Here is a 15980-nt window from a genome sequence, read left to right on the forward strand (position 1 = left end):
GCTAAGATCATTATCTCGGGCGGGCGATCGCTGGGTTCGGCCGATGCCTTCAAGCAGTACATCGAGCCGATCGCCGACAAGCTCGGCGCCGCCATGGGCGCCTCGCGCGCCGCGGTCGATGCGGGCTATGCTCCCAACGACTGGCAGGTGGGCCAGACCGGCAAGGTGGTGGCGCCCGACCTCTACATCGCGGTCGGCATTTCAGGCGCCATTCAGCACCTCGCCGGTATGAAGGACTCCAAGGTGATCGTGGCGATCAACAAGGACGAGGAAGCCCCGATCTTCCAGGTGGCCGATTACGGCCTCGTCGGCGATCTCTTCACCATCCTCCCTGAACTCAAGGACGAGTTGACCAAAGCCGGTCACGGGCAAGCGGTGTAAGGCTGGGTGGACAACGAGATGTCCGATCTGCCGGCTCGTGAATCGATGGAGTTCGACGTCGTCGTCGTGGGCGCGGGTCCGGCAGGTTTGGCGACCGCCATCCGGCTCAAGCAGCAGGCTGCCGAGGCGGGCTCGGACATTTCCGTCGTGGTGGTGGAGAAGGGCTCCGAAGTCGGCGCGCATATCCTCTCCGGCGCGGTGATCGACCCGATCGGCCTCGACGGCCTCCTGCCGGAATGGCGCTCCGATCCCGACCGTCCGCTGAAGACCGAAGTGACGGCCGACGAGTTCATGTATCTGGGCCATGCCGGCGGTGTGACGCTGCCCAACATGTTCATGCCCAAGCTTATGAACAACCACGGCAACTTCGTGGGCTCCCTGGGCAACGTCGCCCGCTATCTCGGCCGCAAGGCCGAGGAGCTCGGCGTCGAGATCTATCCCGGCTTCCCGGCGGCCGAGGTGCTGATCGAGGACGGCAAGGTGGTGGGTGTGGCGACCGGCGACATGGGGATCAGCCGCAACGGCGAGCCCAACGCCAACTTCACCCGCGGCATGGAGCTGCGCGCCAAGTACACAATCTTCGGCGAGGGCGCCCGCGGCAACCTGACGAAGCAGATGGTCGAGCGCTTCGGGCTCAACCAGGGCCGCGACCACCAGAAATACGGCATCGGCATCAAGGAGCTGTGGCAGGTCAGACCTGAGCACTTCCGGCCGGGCCTCGTGCGCCATTCCATGGGCTGGCCGCTGCCGAACAATTCCGGCGGCGGCTCCTGGCTCTACCATTTCGACGACAACCTGGTGTCGGTCGGCTTCGTGGTGCATCTCAACTACAAGAACCCGACCCTGTCGCCCTTCGACGAGTTCCAGCGCTTCAAGACGCACCCGATGGTGCGCGACGTGTTCGAGGGCGCAAAGCGCATCGGCTACGGGGCCCGGGCCATCATCGAAGGCGGCTGGCAGTCGGTGCCGCGCCTCTCGTTCCCGGGCGGCTGCCTCGTGGGCGACTCGGCCGGCTTCGTGAACGTGCCGCGCATCAAAGGCAGCCACAACGCGATCCTGTCGGGCATGCTCTGCGCCGACCATGTGTTCGCGGCGCTCCAGGCGGGCCGGGCCCATGACGAGGTCGCCGCTTACGAAGAGTCCTGGCGCTCCTCGCCCATCGGCTACGACCTCAAGCGCGTGCGCAACGTGAAGCCACTCTGGTCGAGATACGGCACGGCGGCAGGCGTGGCGCTCGGCGGGCTCGACATGTGGCTGACCGAGATCTTCAACTGGTCGCCCTTCGGCACCATGAGCCACGGCAAGCCCGACCACAGGTGCCTGCTGCCGGTCTCCCAGGTGAAGCCGATCCGGTACGACAAGCCCGACGGCGTGCTCACCTTCGACAAGCTCTCCTCGGTGTTCCTGTCCAACACCAACCACGAGGAGGACCAGCCGGCCCATCTCAAGGTCAAGGACATGAGCCTGCAGAAGGGCTCCGAGCACGATGTCTTCGGCGGTCCCTCGCAGCGCTACTGCCCTGCCGGTGTCTATACGTAGCCTGATACAGAATTCTTCTTGGAGTGACCTAAATGACCCTCTCGTTTGACCTGTTTTGGTCTTTTCGAAGCTCCTATTGCTACTTGGCCTTAGATCGCATTTTGGATATGACGGCGACGTACGATCTCGAAGTGAACGTGCGTCCGGTCTGGCCGCTCGCGATCAGGAATCCGGAGTTCTTCACACAGGTGCATCCAAATCACCTGCGCTATCACCTCCTAGACAGCAAACGTATTGCCGAATCTCTGGGCATTCCTTACCGACGGCCGAATCCAGATCCGATCATTCAGGACATGGAGACCGGTCGAATTGCACCGGATCAGCCCTACATTTTCCGCCTGACGCGGCTGGGGATGGCCGCAGTGCTGGCGGGGCGCGGACTGCCCTTTATCGACCAAGTCTCCCGCATTCTATGGGATGGCTCCACCGATGGCTGGAATGAAGGCCCGCATCTTATCGCTGCGGCCGCACGTGCTGGATTGGATCTAGGCAGGCTGGAGCAAGTAATCGCGTCCGATCCATCCCGATTTGATGCACTGATCGAGGCCAACCAGAAGGCATTGGAGGCGGCCGGACACTGGGGCGTGCCGACCATGGTCTTCGATGGCGAGCCGTTCTTCGGTCAGGATCGCCTCAATGTGCTCACCTGGCGGATGCGACAGAATGGGCTCCGGGAGCGAGTCCTGGCCTGACGGACCGGAACTTTGCAAACTTTTCAGTAACTCAGTTCAGCATACGCCTCCGATAACCTCCAGAGGTGCATGATGTTCAAAGGTCGCCATTTTGATCTATCAGTGATCCTGCTGCGCGTGCGGTGGTACCTAGCCTATGGTCTCAGCCTGCGGAACTTGGAAGAGATGATGGCCGAGCGGGGCATCTCTGCCACCCGCGCCACTATCCATCGTTGGACCGTCTACTATGCTCTGGCACTTGGACGGGGCAGTCATCAGCATCGCTGGCAAGAAACATTAGCTGCGGCGGGCCGTCCCGACCAGGATGGGTCCGTGCTCAACGAGTTAGTCAAAGCCACCGCAACGCCAATGCGGCTAAGCGTCTGCTGGGTAGGCTAATGAAGATGCAAGGTATGGCGCCCACACACAACATCACGGACAAACTACCCTCGTCCAGTGCCGCCAGGACCGGTCCTACAAGGACCTGAACATCAGGGCCGTGAACTCGCATGTGCCACTGAGGAAGCGGGAGCGGACGATGCAGGCATTCGGTCCCTGGGAGGCCTGCAGCGATTCACCTCTGTCTTTTCAGCCGTCAGAAACTTGCTCGTTCCGCCCCGCTCGCACCGGATTGCCCTCGCCACGCACCTTCACCGCCCCAAGCCATGGCGGAATGGTAGGCTGCATCAGGCTCACACGTATCAAAGAACCACGACAGGGCTGACTGCCGCCTTCTCAGGTTAACGTAACTTCCCTCATTTGAGGGATCATGGATCCGAGCGCCCGACAAGTTCATTCAGCAGTTCCTGACGCCGCGCGCGGCCGACAATCCAGCGGTGAAACTCCCGCGCGCCCTTCTTGCTGAACACAGGACCGTTCCAAGCAAGGAAGTAGGGCGAGGATAGCCGAAGCTTTTGGGAGAATGGCGCGACGAGACGTCCCGCGCGCAGATCTTCGGCAATCATCGCACACTGGCCCAGGGTAATGCCTCGCCCCTCGACGGCCGCCTCGATGGCGACGCTGGAGAGCGAGAACACGAACGAATGGCGGAGGTCGTTGCAGTCGACGCCGAATTGCTTCAGCCAATCCTTCCATGTCGGCGGGGACTGGAACTGAGGCTGCCAATCGATGCTCAAAAGAGGGTAGGCCAGGAGATCTGCCGGAGCCCTCAGTGGTGGGCCGGATTCCAATAGTTTCGGGCTACAGACGGGAATCACGCTGTCGGTGAACAGCATAACCGAGCTGTCGTAACTCCTCACCCGATCCCCATAGGTGATACGGAAATCCGTACAATCCTCCTCTAAACGGGGTTCGAGGTGGGTCCCCTCGAGGTGAACGCTCAGATCAGGGTGCTCGTGTTGCCACTCAAAAATAAGGGTAGCCAACCACTTGCTGGCAAGCGACGGCAGGGCACTGATAACCAGTCCGCTGGACCAGCGCGCCCGTTCCATCTCGGCCTGGGCCCGGCGGAACTCCTCAAACCCCTTCGTAATCGTTCTATAGTAGCGCCTCCCGACGTCGGTCAGCGCCAGACTGGTGGTGCTCCGGACGACAAGCTGCAGACCAAGCTTTTCTTCAAGAAGGCGGATCTGCTGGCTGATGGCGCCGGGAGAAACGTTCAGCTCACGGGAAGCCTTGGTCATGTTCCCGCAACGGCCGACAGCCTCGAAAGCCTGGAGGGCACGAAGAGGGGGCAATTCAACCATTCGCATCACCGGATTCTAGTTCCGCCTGGCGCGGCTTCCTTCAGGTTAATGTTTAATTTTTCTAAAAACAATCACAGCAGGCGCCCGATTGCTGGCGGGTCTCCTCACGTTCATTCTCTGCGACATAGCAAGGGTTCAGCACAAAGGGATGACGCCGCGATGTTTCTTAGGAATTCTTGGTACGTTGCCGCATGGGACCATGAGGTAGCCCGCTCGTTGCAGCGGGTCGAGATGCTCGGCGTGAAGATCGTTCTCTACCGCAAGGAGAATGGAAAGCCGGCCGCGCTTGAAGATGCCCGCCGTCAATTGTAGCTTCCATTGTCCATGGCCCGGATGAGGGCGATCAGGCTGATTGCGGCTATCACCGCTTGACCTTGGGCTACACTTGCACCAGCGCGCCCGGCGCCGAACGCATTCCGTACGTTGCACAGGTCTGCAGCCGCTGGACCGTCGAGCGCTAAGGATTGCTCTGGGCAGGCGCAGAATAGAGAAGAACATTACTTCACGCCAGACAGGGTCGCTTTCTGAACCTTCCACTGTCTATATGGTCCGTTCTTCTTTACAGAGGGCGGATAATCTTGCTCGTATCTTTATTGCAGCGACACGTCACAAGGAGTTTGCATGCCTAGGATCAACGGAGATCGCATGCTGCGAGATCTGCGCCGGCTCGCCGAGTTTGATGGATACAAAACGGGCGTGCATCGGCCCACGTTTTCGCAACCTGATCTAGAAAGCCGTCGGTGGCTTGCTGACCAGTTCGCATCCATAGGCCTCGATCCGATGATCGACGGGGTCGGCAATGTGTTTGGACGTAGCAGTGCACCCGGGCCGAAGCTGCTGATCGGTTCTCACTCTGAGTCTCAGAACTATGCCGGATGGCTCGACGGAGCTCTTGGCGTGATCTATGGCCTTGAGATCGCCCGCGCGTTTCGTGAGAGCCCGGATTGCGGGGGGCACGTTATCGAGCCTGTTGCCTGGTCGGATGAGGAAAGCCATTTTACCCCGTTTCTCGGGAGCCGCTCCTTTATTGGTGATGTCACGGATGCTGAGATCGATGCCGCGGCGGACAGCACAACCGGGCAGCCGCTGCGCGAGGCAATCCGACAGGCAGGTCTCATCGGTTGCCCGCGAGCGGAGATCGATCCGAGACGCTATATTGGCTACCTTGAGGCACATATAGAACAGGGCGACTCGCTGGAAGCATCTGGTCTTCGCATCGGTGTTGTCACCAGCATCGTCGCAATCTGGCAATATCGCATCACTTTCAAAGGTGTACAGAACCATGCGGGTACAACTCGTATGGCGATCCGTAAGGATGCCGGTGTGGCGCTCGTTGATCTCTGCTCTGCCATCAAGCGTGAGTTCCCCGCTGTTGCTGGCCCGCGTTCAGTTTGGACGACTGGCCGAATTGTGCTTGACCCAGGTGCCCCGAGCATTGTGCCAGGTGGTGCCGAGATGCTTTTTCAGTTTCGTGATGATGACCCAGAACGCCTGAGCGCAATAGAGGCTAGGCTAAAGGAGCTCGTTGAGGCGGCGAACCGCTCCGGGTTGTGCGAGGTTGAGCTTGAAGTCCTCGCAAAGTCTACACCATCCATGATGGACAGCGCGTTCCAAGCGGCGATTGAAGCGGCGGCAGAGCGTCACGCGCCCCATAGCCATGTCCGAATGCCGAGCGGGGCCGGCCATGACGCCCAAATTATCGCCCAGAGGGTCAGGGCAGGGATGCTATTCGTGCCGAGCATTGGCGGAATCAGCCATCATTGGACTGAGAATACGCTCGATGCTGACATTGTATTGGGGTGCCAAGTTCTTGCCGATGCGGCGGAAGTCATACTCCAACAGGTATCCGCACAATAGGCCTTGGGGTCGGCAATTGCCGCACCTCATTGGCGGCATTCGGGCTCCCTTTCGATGATCGCTGTTTCCAAGTGGCGACAAAAGGGCTGGTAGGCCTCCTCGACCCAGTCGACCATCTCCCATTCCGCCTGGCGATTACCTTGTAGTTGTAGGCCGCTGCTGTCAGGAACGAGGTTGCAATCGTTCTTTGATCGCGATGCTTATCGCGAGCGCAACAAGGTCAAGCGGCTAATCAGCTCGCCGCGTCGCGACTTGTATTGAACTCTCTCATCGCTGGTCGTGAAGGCGTGCGGCATCGTAAATGATCCGAGCGCGCCTGAGCTTTGGAACATGCGAGCAGGAGTAGACCTGTGCATCGGCTTGACTTTGGGTGGCAAAAAACTAGCCTTACCGCACCATGTTTGGACACTGGTTGCATCATCGGCGGGAGTTCCCGTTCATCAAACCGGGACTGTAGCCCGGACACGACGCATGCTCTCGGCTCCGCGTCCGGGACGGTTGTATGTCTCCGAGACCATCTCTTCACCTTTTCGTTCAGCGGCAGCGATCAGCCCTGCATGTGCTCGATCATGCGGAACGCGGACCAACACTGACTTCAGTTTCCGAAAGGCGCTCAAACCATGTCCACAGGCATGTCCTATGCTCGAGTCCCAGCTCACCCGTCATACGTCTCCAGTCAAGATACAGCGGCTTGGGACATGTTCTTGGAGCAGGTCACCCGAGTTGAGCCCCACCTTGGCCCACTAGCCCGCTGGGCCGAAACGCTTCGCCGGCCAAGGCGGATTCTGACGGTTGATGTACCGATCCACATGGATAACGGCCAGATCATGCATTTTGAGGGCTTCAGGGTCCACCATAATACGAGCCGGGGCCCGGCAAAGGGTGGCATACGCTTTCATCCCGAGGCGACAATGGCGGAAGTGATGGCGCTCAGCGCGTGGATGACAATCAAGACGGCCCTCGTGAATGTTCCGTTCGGTGGAGGCAAAGGAGCTGTTCGCGTAGATCCAAGCCAACTGTCAATGTCAGAGCTTGAGCGCTTAACGCGTCGCTACACTGCGGAAATCAGCTTGATCCTCGGTCCTGACCGTGACATCCCCGCGCCTGATGTGAATACCAACCCGCAGATTATGGCTTGGATCATGGACACCTACTCGATGACTGTAGGGTCTCTTACCACCGGCGTCGTAACAGGAAAGCCGGTCAATCTCGGCGGCTCCCTGGGCCGAGCCGATGCGACAGGACAAGGCGTCTTCATTGTGGCGAGCCGGACTGCCCAGAAACTCGGAATGGACATAGCTGGTGCCCGCGTTGCGGTGCAAGGGTTTGGCAACGTCGGTGGATCCGCTGCTCGCTTTCTCCACTCTGCAGGAGCCCGGATTGTGGCCGTGCAGGATGTGGGTGGCACATTGTACTGTGAGAAAGGAATAAATCCATTTGCTCTCACGCAGCATCTGAAAGCAGGTTTGAGCCTCACCGATTTCCGAGGTCCTGGCGTTCTGGGAAGAGCTGACTTCTGGGACATCGAATCGGACATTCTCGTACCGGCGGCCCTTGAGAACCAGATCGACGATGTGGTGGCGCGGCGGCTTCGGACGCGGATCATTGTCGAGGGCGCCAACGGCCCGACGACTCCGGCCGGTGATGACGTTTTGCGCGAGCGCAATATCGTCGTTGTCCCGGATGTGCTGGCCAATGCTGGCGGCGTCATCGTATCGTACTTCGAATGGGTCCAAGATATCAGCGCGCTATTCTGGGACGAGCATGAGGTCAGTGTGCGACTGAGGAGACTTCTCGAAGCGGCCTTTGAGGCGACCTGGGACACACATCTCGAGAAGCGGATTGACTTGCGCCGGGCGGCATATGTGTTGGCCTGTCGGCGGGTGCTGGAGGCGCGAGAGCTACGCGGCCTTTATCCGTGAACTGCATTGCACGGAGGGCCGGCGAGCTACGGTTGGCTTTGCAGCGCTAATTAGGCAAGCAATTTTAATGCTCGCACGGGAGTTGCGACCAAGGAGCGGGCAGGCACTGCGGCAAGGCGGTTGCGATCCGGCTCGTCAAGCCACGTCCTAGGAGAGTGACTATATCGTCGCATGCTCCCGAGGGAGCACCCGCAGCTCTCGCCTTCCTTACGGCGATCCCTTGAGTATTTAGTTTTTCTAAAAACAATCGCAGCGGGCGCCTAATTGCTAGTCGGTCCTCTCATGTCCATCCTCTGCGGTGCAGCAAGGGTTCAGCACAAAGGGATGACCTCGCGATGTTTCTTAGGAATTCTTGGTACGTTGCCGCATGGGACCATGAGGTAACCCGCTCGTTGCAGCAGGTCGAGATGCTCGGCGAGAAGATCGTTCTCTACCGCAAGGAGAATGGAGAGCCGGTCGCGCTTGAGGATGCTTGTCCTCACCGGAAGCTTCCGCTCTCGATGGGGCGCTTGAAAGGTGACCAGGTCGAGTGCGGGTATCACGGGCTCACCTTCGATTGCACCGGCACCTGCACGCGCGTACCGGGCGCGGAGCGTGTCCCTCACGTCGCCCAGGTCAGCAGCTACCCGATCGTCGAGCGCTACGGGCTGCTCTGGGTCTGGATGGGCCAGCCGGAGCTCGCAGATCCGACGACGATCTTCCAGGTTGAGCATTGGGGCGACCTTGCTTGGGGCGTAAACCGTGGTGAGTCCATGGTCATAAACTGCAACTATCTCTACATGACCGATAATCTCCTGGATCCGTCTCACGTCGCCTGGGTCCATCAGTCATCGTTCGGAAGCTCCGCCTGCGAGGAAACACCGCTTCAGACGGAAGTGACCAACGACGGCGTGATCGTCTCCCGCTGGATGACGGACGTGGAGGTTGCTCCCTTCTACGCCAAGTTTGTGAAGTTCAAAGGGAACTGCGACCGCAAGCAACACTACGAAGTCAGATACCCGAGCAACGCCATCATCAGGGCGATCTTCACACCCGCTGGCACGGGTGGCCCGAATGGGCCGCTCCATGAGGACGTGTTCCTGATGGACTCGTACAACTTCATGACCCCCGTCGACGAGAACCGGACGCGTTACTTCTGGTTCCAGATGCGCAACTTCGATGCCGGCAATGAGGAAACCTCGCGGGAGTTCGCCAAGTCCGTGCGTGGCGCCTTCGAAGAGGATCGTGCCGTCCTGACAGCTGTCCACGAAGGCATGGCGAATAAACGCACTCCTAACCTTGACCTCAAAATCGACGTAGGGCCGCTGCGCTTCCGCAAGCGCCTCGATCAGCTAATCAGCGCCGAGGCGGTACAACCAATGGCCGCTGAGTAGAGATCCACAAGCATTCTGACCACGGCGGGTGCATCCGCGCCTTCCGTGGTCGCTCGGCACCTGATCGTTCCTCCACACCTGGCTGACCTGATGATTCCTGACTCGGCAGAGAAGTCCTTCTCCAACTACAAAATCGTTGGCAAGCATCGCGAAAGCGAAACGATCATGTCGCTTGAACTCATGCCTGTGTGCGGATCGGAGGTCACGCCCTTTACCCCCGGGCAGTTCGTCATTTTGCGCTTACCCGACCCAAGCGGCTCGGGGTCCCTGCTTCGCCATTACAGCATCTCCAGCAGTTCCAGGCTCACGCAAAGCCTCCGGATCAGCGTGAAACGTGAGATGCCGCCGCCGCACCTGCCGAACGTACCGGAGGGTGCAGGATCAAGCTATCTCCACAAAGCAGAAGTCGGAACCATCCTATCGCTCCATGGACCACGTGGTGAATTCATCCTGGATCGCACGAGCCCCAGACCGGTGCTCCTGTTGAGCGGTGGCGTCGGTCTGACGCCGCTGGTCAGCATGCTGCACGAGCTTGCGCACGGCACCGAGAGGCGCGTGTTCTTCGTTCACGCGTGCGAGAACGGCAAGGTTCACGCTCTTAGGGATGAGGTGCTCACCCTGGCATCGAGACGCCCGGGGATCACAACTCACTTCTGCTATCGGGTGCCAACCGACGCGGATGAGGACGTCCGCGCCTACGACAGCAAGGGCCTGATCACAAGGGACACGTTACAGGCCCTCCTTCCGCTGGACGACTATGACGTCTACATGTGCGGCCCCACCGGTTTTATGCAGGCAAACTACTCAGTGCTGCGAGGCCTCGGAATTCCAAAGCACCGCATTCACTACGAGTTCTTTGGGCCAGCCACGGTTCTCGTCACCGACGATGATCGTGCCGCCCCAGCCAAGACCATCGTCCAGGAGGCTCCGCCTCTTCCGAAGCCTGAGTCCGTCGAACGCGGCCAAAGTGCGGGAGTGACCGTAAGCTTCAACGGTGCTGCCGCGCCCACAACATGGCCGCATGACGCACGCTCACTCCTAGAACTCGCGGAATCCATGGGGCTTGAGCCGCCTTTCAGCTGCCGTGCGGGCGTCTGTAGTACGTGCACGAGCCGCCTCATAAGCGGGGAGGTGGAGTACTTCGAGGAACCCTTAACCCCCCCCGCGCCCGGGGAGCTTCTCCTGTGCTGCTCCAGACCGAGAACGTCCGTCGAGATCGCTTTCCCTTGACGGAGTTTACTGGCCGCCTGAAAGGCCCGTTATCGAAGTCTCGGTTTCCTACAATCGGAGGATCTAACGCCGACCGCTGCCGTCGGAATACTCAACGAACAACAGACAGTTCGCCTAAAAAGAACTGCGTCAGACTGCAAATGTCTATTCAAATGGGAGGAAAGAGAATGCAAGATCACTGCGGAATCAACAGGCGTGGATTGCTCCTGGGGGCGAGCGCCCTGGGACTGGCAAGCTCATTACCATTACGTGCCAGCGCCCAAACCCCTCGTAAAGGCGGCACCCTGCGCATCGGCATGGCGGACTTCTCGACGTCGGAGACGCTCGATCCAACCCTGATGGACTCACAGTTCCAGCAGAACCTGCATTGGCAGCTTCGGAACAACCTCATCGAAGTCGGGCCTGGGGGCGTCCTAATCCCGGAGCTTGCGGAGAGCTGGGAAGGCTCGAAGGACGCAAAGACCTGGACGTTTAGGCTTCGGAAAGGGGTGACGTTTCACAACGGAAAGCCCTTTACCGCGGATGATGTCATCTACTCGTTCAACCTGCACCTGAAGGAGGGATCCAAGTCGCAGGCCCGACCGCTCCTGGCGCAGGTCGAGTCAATGAAGGCGGACGGCCCCGAGGTTGTGGTCTTCGAACTGAAGGACGCGAACGTCGGGTTTCCGGCGATCACGAGCGCCGTTGGGCTCTACATTGTGCCGAATGGTGAGACGGACTTCGACAAAGGCATTGGTACCGGCGGCTACATTCTTGAGCACTTCCAGCCAGGCGTGAGGTCGGTCGTGAGACGCAATCCAAATTACTGGAAGGCAGGTCGCGCACATTTCGATACGGTCGAGATGATCTGCATGAAGGACGCCACTGCCCGCGCCAACGCGCTTCTGACAGGCCAGATTGACGCGTATAACTCGGTCGATGCGAAAACAGTTTCCTTGCTCCAGCGTGGCAACGCGATCCGGATCAACCGGGTCAAGAGCAAGGCTCATTTCGCATTCCCGATGATGGTGAATCAGGCACCCTTCACGAGCAACGACGTTCGACTAGCGATGAAACTCGCCATTGACCGGGAGGATATCGTCAAGCGCGTTCTCAGCGGCTTCGGCTCAGTCGGCAACGATCATCCGCTGTCTCCGGCTTATCAAATGTATAGCGCGGACATCCCGCAGCGCGCGTACGACCCGGACAAGGCGAAGTTCCACCTGAAGAAGGCTGGCGCTTCGGATCTGAGAGTTCAGCTGCACGTCTCCGATACCCCATTCACGGGCGCGACGGACGCTGCCGTGCTTTACAAGGCCCATGCGGCCAAGGCGGGCATCACGATCGATGTGGTCAAGGAGCCCGAGGACGGATACTGGAGCTCCGTCTGGTCGAAGAAGCCATTCTGCGCGACCCGGTGGAGCGGGCGCGTCAACGAGGATGTCATATTCAGCCTCGTCTATTCGGCAGACGGGATCAAGGCAGGCTGGAACGAGACCAGGCTGAACGATGATCGCGTCAACCGCCTCGTCGCGGATGCCCGCCGCGAGTTCGACACTGAAAAGCGTCGTGCGCTTTATGGGGAGCTCCAGAGGATCGTGCACGACGATGGAGGATCGAACATCTTCGCCTTCTCCGACTTTATTGACGCTGTCAGCAACAAGGTAACACACGGCGAGTTGTCGGGTGAATACATGCTTGATGGCAGCCGGGCCGCCGAGCGCTGGTGGTTCGCCTGACCCGCCGGGTCTTTCGCGCCACCGCGTCGGCTGATGCCTGCGGTGGCGCGATTTCTCGGAACGCAGTCGAGGTGGATGACACCTGCTCCGAAGGGGTGGCGTAGATGCACGTAGTACTGTCTATTTCAGCCAAGCGACTGGCCCTCGGGCTGGCGACGCTGCTGGCTATTTCGCTGATCGTGTTCTTTTCTGTAGAGCTTTTGCCCGGCGACCTCGCTGAGGCCGTCCTTGGGCAGGGTGCGACGCCGGAGGCCGTAGCCGCGCTGCGTCACGAACTCGGCTTGGACCGTCCCGCTGCAGTGCGCTATATGGCATGGGTGCTAGACCTGCTCCACGGTGACCTCGGGCGCTCTCTGGCGACTGGCCGCTCCGTGGCAGAGCTGGTTGCCGACCGACTGGGCAACACAGTCGTGCTCGCCCTTGCCGCTGCGGCCATCGCGATGCCGCTTGGGGTCGGACTCGGCATCCTTTCCACGGTGTATCGCGGCCGTGCCTTCGATCGCGTGGCGTCGACGGCATCGCTGGCCGGCATTTCCTTCCCGGAGTTCTTTACCGCCTACATGCTCGTGGCCATCTTCTCGGTCAAGCTCGGATGGCTGCCGGCTGTCGCATTGGTCGGGACCGGGGAGAGCTGGCTGCAGAGGCTCGTGGTCCTGACCTTGCCGGCCTTGACCTTGGCCCTGGCCGTGGTTGCCTACGTGCTGCGCATGACCCGGGCGGCTATCGTCGGCGTCATGGCTGCGCCGTATATCGAGATGGCCCAACTGAAAGGCATTTCACCGGTTTCCATCGTTATTCGGCATGCCCTGCCGAATGCGCTGTCGCCTATCATCAACGTGGTCATCCTGAACCTGGCCTATCTCGTTGTCGGGGTGGTCGTCGTCGAGGTGGTGTTTGTCTATCCGGGACTGGGACAGCTTCTGGTCGACTCGGTCTCCAAGCGGGACATCCCGGTTGTCCAGGCCTGCTGCATCATCTTTGCGGCGACCTATGTCCTTCTGAATCTGCTCGCCGACGTTCTGTCGGTTCTGTCCAACCCCAGGCTGAAACGGCCCCGACAGCAGGTGTGAGATGAACATTCTTGGCAAGCTCAATCGTGCGCCACTGTCGGCCAAGATCGGCATCGGCATACTAGCGATCAACGTGATATGCGTCCTGTTCGCACCATGGATCGCTCCTTATGCGGAGGGACAGGTCGTGGGCGACCCCTGGGCGCCGGGTCTCGTGGGAGCACCAGAAGGCGATCTGGCTCCGACCACTTTGCTCGGAACCGACCACCTGGGGCGCGATGTGCTGTCCCGGTTGATCTTCGGAGCGCGGAACTCAATCCTGATTGCCCTTCTGACGACAACGATCTCGTTTTCGATCGGCATCACCTGTGGCCTTCTCGCGGCAACGATGCGCGGCACCGTCGATCAGGTACTCAGTCGGATCGTCGACGTGATGATGGGCTTCCCGACGCTGATCTTCGCCTTGATGGTTCTGGCGATCCTTGGATCGTCGATCCCGGTCCTCATCGGGGTCATCGCCCTTCTTGACGCCACGCGTGTCTTTCGGATCACTCGGGCCGTCGCCATGGATCTCGAGGCTCAGGACTTCGTCGAGGTCGCCAGACTTCGCGGCGAGAGCATCGGCTGGATCATGCGCCGGGAGTTGCTGCCAAACGCTGTTTCTCCACTGGCGGCGGAATTCGGCCTGCGGTTCTGCTTCGTGTTCCTCTTCATTGCGACGCTGAGCTTCGTCGGATTGGGGATTCAGCCGCCCACGGCGGATTGGGGATCCATGGTGCGGGAGAATGCGGCCGCGATCTCGTTCGGCATCCTCATGCCGCTGTTTCCAGCGTCCGCCATCGCGCTGCTGACAGTCGCCGTCAACATGATCGTGGATTGGGCCGTGGCGTCGACGAGTGGAGTGCGCAATGACAATTGAACAACGAGTCATTTCGATGCACCCAGCCGTGAATCGCGAAGTCATTCTCGATATCCGTGGACTCGAGATGGAAGGCTTCAGCGGCGGCTCCTGGCATAAGATCGTGCATGGGCTCGACCTGACGCTACAACGGGGCGAAGTCCTCGGGCTTATCGGCGAGTCGGGCGCCGGCAAGTCGACGGTTGGCTTAGCCGCCATGGGTTACGCCCGTTCCGGCTGCCGTGTCACCGGTGGAACGGTCCTCTTCAAAGGGCAAGACCTCCTGCGCATGCCCGCCGCGGAACGGCGTAGGCTGAGAGGCTTAAAGATAGCGTACGTCGCGCAAAGCGCGGCTGCGTCCTTCAATCCCGCACGGCGGCTCATGGATCAGGTTATCGAGGTCGCCGTGACCCGGGGAGGGCGCTCCCGGGACGAGGCCGTCCGGGACGCCCAGGACCTGTTCCACCGCCTGGCCCTCCCGAATCCCGAAACAATCGGCTTCCGGTATCCTCACGAGGTGTCAGGCGGCCAGCTCCAGCGGGTCATGACCGCCATGGCAATGGCATGCCGCCCCGACATCATTATTTTCGATGAACCGACGACGGCCCTCGACGTCACGACACAGGTGGAGGTCTTGGCCGCGATCCGCAGGATCGTGGAGGAGTTCCAGACCGCAGCGATCTATATTACCCATGATCTTGCCGTCGTCGCCCAGCTCGCCCACAGGATCATGGTGCTGCGGCACGGCCGCCTGATCGAAGAGGCTCCCACGCGGGTGATGCTGGCGCATCCGCAGCATGAGTATACCCGGTCCCTGTGGGCCGTGAGGAAGCTCGCGAAGGATCCCGAGCCGAGAGGCGACGAGCTTCTGAAGGTGAGGGGGCTCCTGGCTCATTACGGCACGGTTCCTGTCCTCGAGGACGTCACGGTGGAGGTCGAACGCGGCCGAACGGTCGCCGTCGTTGGGGAGTCCGGCTCCGGAAAGTCGACACTTGCCCGGGTCATCACCGGTCTCCTCAAGCCCGCCTCGGGCGAGATTACGTTCTTCGGCGAACAGCTCCCGCGTGCTGTCAAGGACCGGAGCAAGGAGCAGCTGCGCCGCCTGCAGATGATCCATCAGAGCCCGGACGCCTCACTCAATCCCCGCCATACCGTCCGCGAGGTCATCGGCCGGCCTCTTGAGTTCTATTTCGGGCTGAGCGGACAAAGGCGCGAGCAGCGCATCGTCCAACTGCTCGACATGATCGAACTGAGCTCGAAGTACCTCGATCGCTTGCCTTCTGCGCTTTCCGGCGGGCAGAAGCAGCGTGTTTGCATTGCCCGCGCGCTCGCAGCGAATCCGGAGTTGATCATCTGCGACGAGGTGACCTCTGCGCTCGATCAACTCGTCCAAGAGGAAATCCTGAAGCTCCTGCTGAGACTGCAGGGTGAGCTGTCGCTCTCTTACCTTTTCATCACTCATGACATTGCGACCGTCAAAGCCATCGCGGACCGGGTTGTCGTGATGCACAAGGGAAGGGTCGTTCAGCAAGGCACGAAGGCTGAGGTCCTCACCCCGCCTCATCCTGCCTATACGAAGCTCCTGCTATCGTCGGTTCCGGACGTCGATCCGGATTGGCTGAACCGACTTCTGGCCGCGCGTCAGCCCGCAGTCTCCAGTGTCGCATCATGACAA

At 60.3% G+C, this 15980-nt stretch carries 12 protein-coding genes and 2 pseudogenes; 13 read left to right on the forward strand and 1 reads right to left on the reverse strand.

Going from position 1 to position 15980, the window contains the following annotated elements; genetic code table 11:
- From JQC81_RS11015 to JQC81_RS34615, 4 genes and pseudogenes are all read left to right on the forward strand, one after another.
- The coding region (locus tag JQC81_RS11015) for an electron transfer flavoprotein subunit alpha/FixB family protein (protein WP_203271862.1) at window positions 1-381 on the forward strand (381 nt) is incomplete at its 5' end.
- Between the two features lie 18 nt (window positions 382-399).
- Window positions 400-1914, forward strand: a pseudogene (locus tag JQC81_RS11020) (electron transfer flavoprotein-ubiquinone oxidoreductase); the annotation flags it as partial.
- 38 nt (window positions 1915-1952) lie between these two features.
- Window positions 1953-2612, forward strand: coding sequence for a 2-hydroxychromene-2-carboxylate isomerase (locus tag JQC81_RS11025; protein ID WP_203271863.1), 660 nt, complete (start codon window positions 1953-1955; stop codon window positions 2610-2612).
- Window positions 2613-2684: 72 nt separating this feature from the next.
- Window positions 2685-3271 (forward strand): annotated as a pseudogene (locus JQC81_RS34615) (IS6 family transposase).
- Window positions 3272-3358: 87 nt separating this feature from the next.
- Here JQC81_RS34615 and JQC81_RS11035 read toward each other — a convergent pair.
- Window positions 3359-4303, reverse strand: coding sequence for a LysR substrate-binding domain-containing protein (locus tag JQC81_RS11035; RefSeq protein WP_312887502.1), 945 nt, complete (start codon window positions 4301-4303; stop codon window positions 3359-3361).
- A gap of 153 nt (window positions 4304-4456) precedes the next feature.
- Between JQC81_RS11035 and JQC81_RS11040 the strand changes: the two genes are divergently transcribed.
- The 9 genes from JQC81_RS11040 (at window position 4457) to JQC81_RS11080 (ending at window position 15977) form a co-directional block, all read left to right on the forward strand.
- Window positions 4457-4609 carry a Rieske (2Fe-2S) protein gene (locus JQC81_RS11040; protein WP_203271865.1) on the forward strand — a complete coding sequence of 51 codons (153 nt, stop codon included), beginning with the start codon at window positions 4457-4459 and terminating at the stop codon, window positions 4607-4609.
- Window positions 4610-4942: 333 nt separating this feature from the next.
- Window positions 4943-6154, forward strand: a complete 1212-nt coding sequence (locus JQC81_RS11045; protein WP_376772391.1) for a hydantoinase/carbamoylase family amidase — start codon at window positions 4943-4945, stop codon at window positions 6152-6154.
- A gap of 698 nt (window positions 6155-6852) precedes the next feature.
- On the forward strand, window positions 6853-8076 hold the full coding sequence (locus JQC81_RS11050; RefSeq protein ID WP_246520350.1) for a Glu/Leu/Phe/Val family dehydrogenase: 1224 nt from the start codon (window positions 6853-6855) through the stop codon (window positions 8074-8076).
- 335 nt (window positions 8077-8411) lie between these two features.
- Window positions 8412-9449: an aromatic ring-hydroxylating dioxygenase subunit alpha gene (locus JQC81_RS11055; protein WP_203271867.1), complete on the forward strand. Its 1038-nt coding sequence runs from the start codon at window positions 8412-8414 to the stop codon at window positions 9447-9449.
- A gap of 165 nt (window positions 9450-9614) precedes the next feature.
- Window positions 9615-10679 (forward strand): 2Fe-2S iron-sulfur cluster-binding protein, encoded by a 1065-nt coding sequence (locus JQC81_RS11060; RefSeq protein WP_512699540.1) that lies wholly within the window; start codon window positions 9615-9617, stop codon window positions 10677-10679.
- Window positions 10634-12397, forward strand: coding sequence for an ABC transporter substrate-binding protein (locus tag JQC81_RS11065; RefSeq protein ID WP_312887503.1), 1764 nt, complete (start codon window positions 10634-10636; stop codon window positions 12395-12397). Before JQC81_RS11060 ends, JQC81_RS11065 begins: the two co-directional genes overlap by 46 nt.
- Before the next feature lie 104 nt (window positions 12398-12501).
- Window positions 12502-13467 carry an ABC transporter permease gene (locus JQC81_RS11070; protein WP_203271868.1) on the forward strand — a complete coding sequence of 322 codons (966 nt, stop codon included), beginning with the start codon at window positions 12502-12504 and terminating at the stop codon, window positions 13465-13467.
- Between the two features lies 1 nt (window position 13468).
- The gene (locus JQC81_RS11075; protein ID WP_203271869.1) at window positions 13469-14326 is read left to right on the forward strand and encodes an ABC transporter permease; all 858 of its coding nucleotides are present in this window, start codon (window positions 13469-13471) and stop codon (window positions 14324-14326) included.
- 16 nt (window positions 14327-14342) lie between these two features.
- Window positions 14343-15977 (forward strand): ABC transporter ATP-binding protein, encoded by a 1635-nt coding sequence (locus JQC81_RS11080; RefSeq protein ID WP_203271870.1) that lies wholly within the window; start codon window positions 14343-14345, stop codon window positions 15975-15977.
- Window positions 15978-15980: the final 3 nt, after the last annotated feature.

Source organism: Microvirga arabica (assembly GCF_016811235.1).
Lineage (GTDB): Bacteria > Pseudomonadota > Alphaproteobacteria > Rhizobiales > Beijerinckiaceae > Microvirga > Microvirga arabica.

Bases quoted from the DNA above. Each gene is read 5' to 3' on its own strand.
- JQC81_RS11025 (WP_203271863.1), top strand. From the start codon at position 1,953: ATGACCCTCTCGTTTGACCTGTTTTGGTCTTTTCGAAGCTCCTATTGC.
- JQC81_RS11035 (WP_312887502.1), bottom strand. From the start codon at position 4,303: ATGCGAATGGTTGAATTGCCCCCTCTTCGTGCCCTCCAGGCTTTCGAG.
- JQC81_RS11040 (WP_203271865.1), top strand. From the start codon at position 4,457: ATGTTTCTTAGGAATTCTTGGTACGTTGCCGCATGGGACCATGAGGTA.
- JQC81_RS11045 (WP_376772391.1), top strand. From the start codon at position 4,943: ATGCTGCGAGATCTGCGCCGGCTCGCCGAGTTTGATGGATACAAAACG.
- JQC81_RS11050 (WP_246520350.1), top strand. From the start codon at position 6,853: ATGTTCTTGGAGCAGGTCACCCGAGTTGAGCCCCACCTTGGCCCACTA.
- JQC81_RS11055 (WP_203271867.1), top strand. From the start codon at position 8,412: ATGTTTCTTAGGAATTCTTGGTACGTTGCCGCATGGGACCATGAGGTA.
- JQC81_RS11060 (WP_512699540.1), top strand. From the start codon at position 9,615: ATGTCGCTTGAACTCATGCCTGTGTGCGGATCGGAGGTCACGCCCTTT.
- JQC81_RS11070 (WP_203271868.1), top strand. From the start codon at position 12,502: ATGCACGTAGTACTGTCTATTTCAGCCAAGCGACTGGCCCTCGGGCTG.
- JQC81_RS11075 (WP_203271869.1), top strand. From the start codon at position 13,469: ATGAACATTCTTGGCAAGCTCAATCGTGCGCCACTGTCGGCCAAGATC.
- JQC81_RS11080 (WP_203271870.1), top strand. From the start codon at position 14,343: ATGCACCCAGCCGTGAATCGCGAAGTCATTCTCGATATCCGTGGACTC.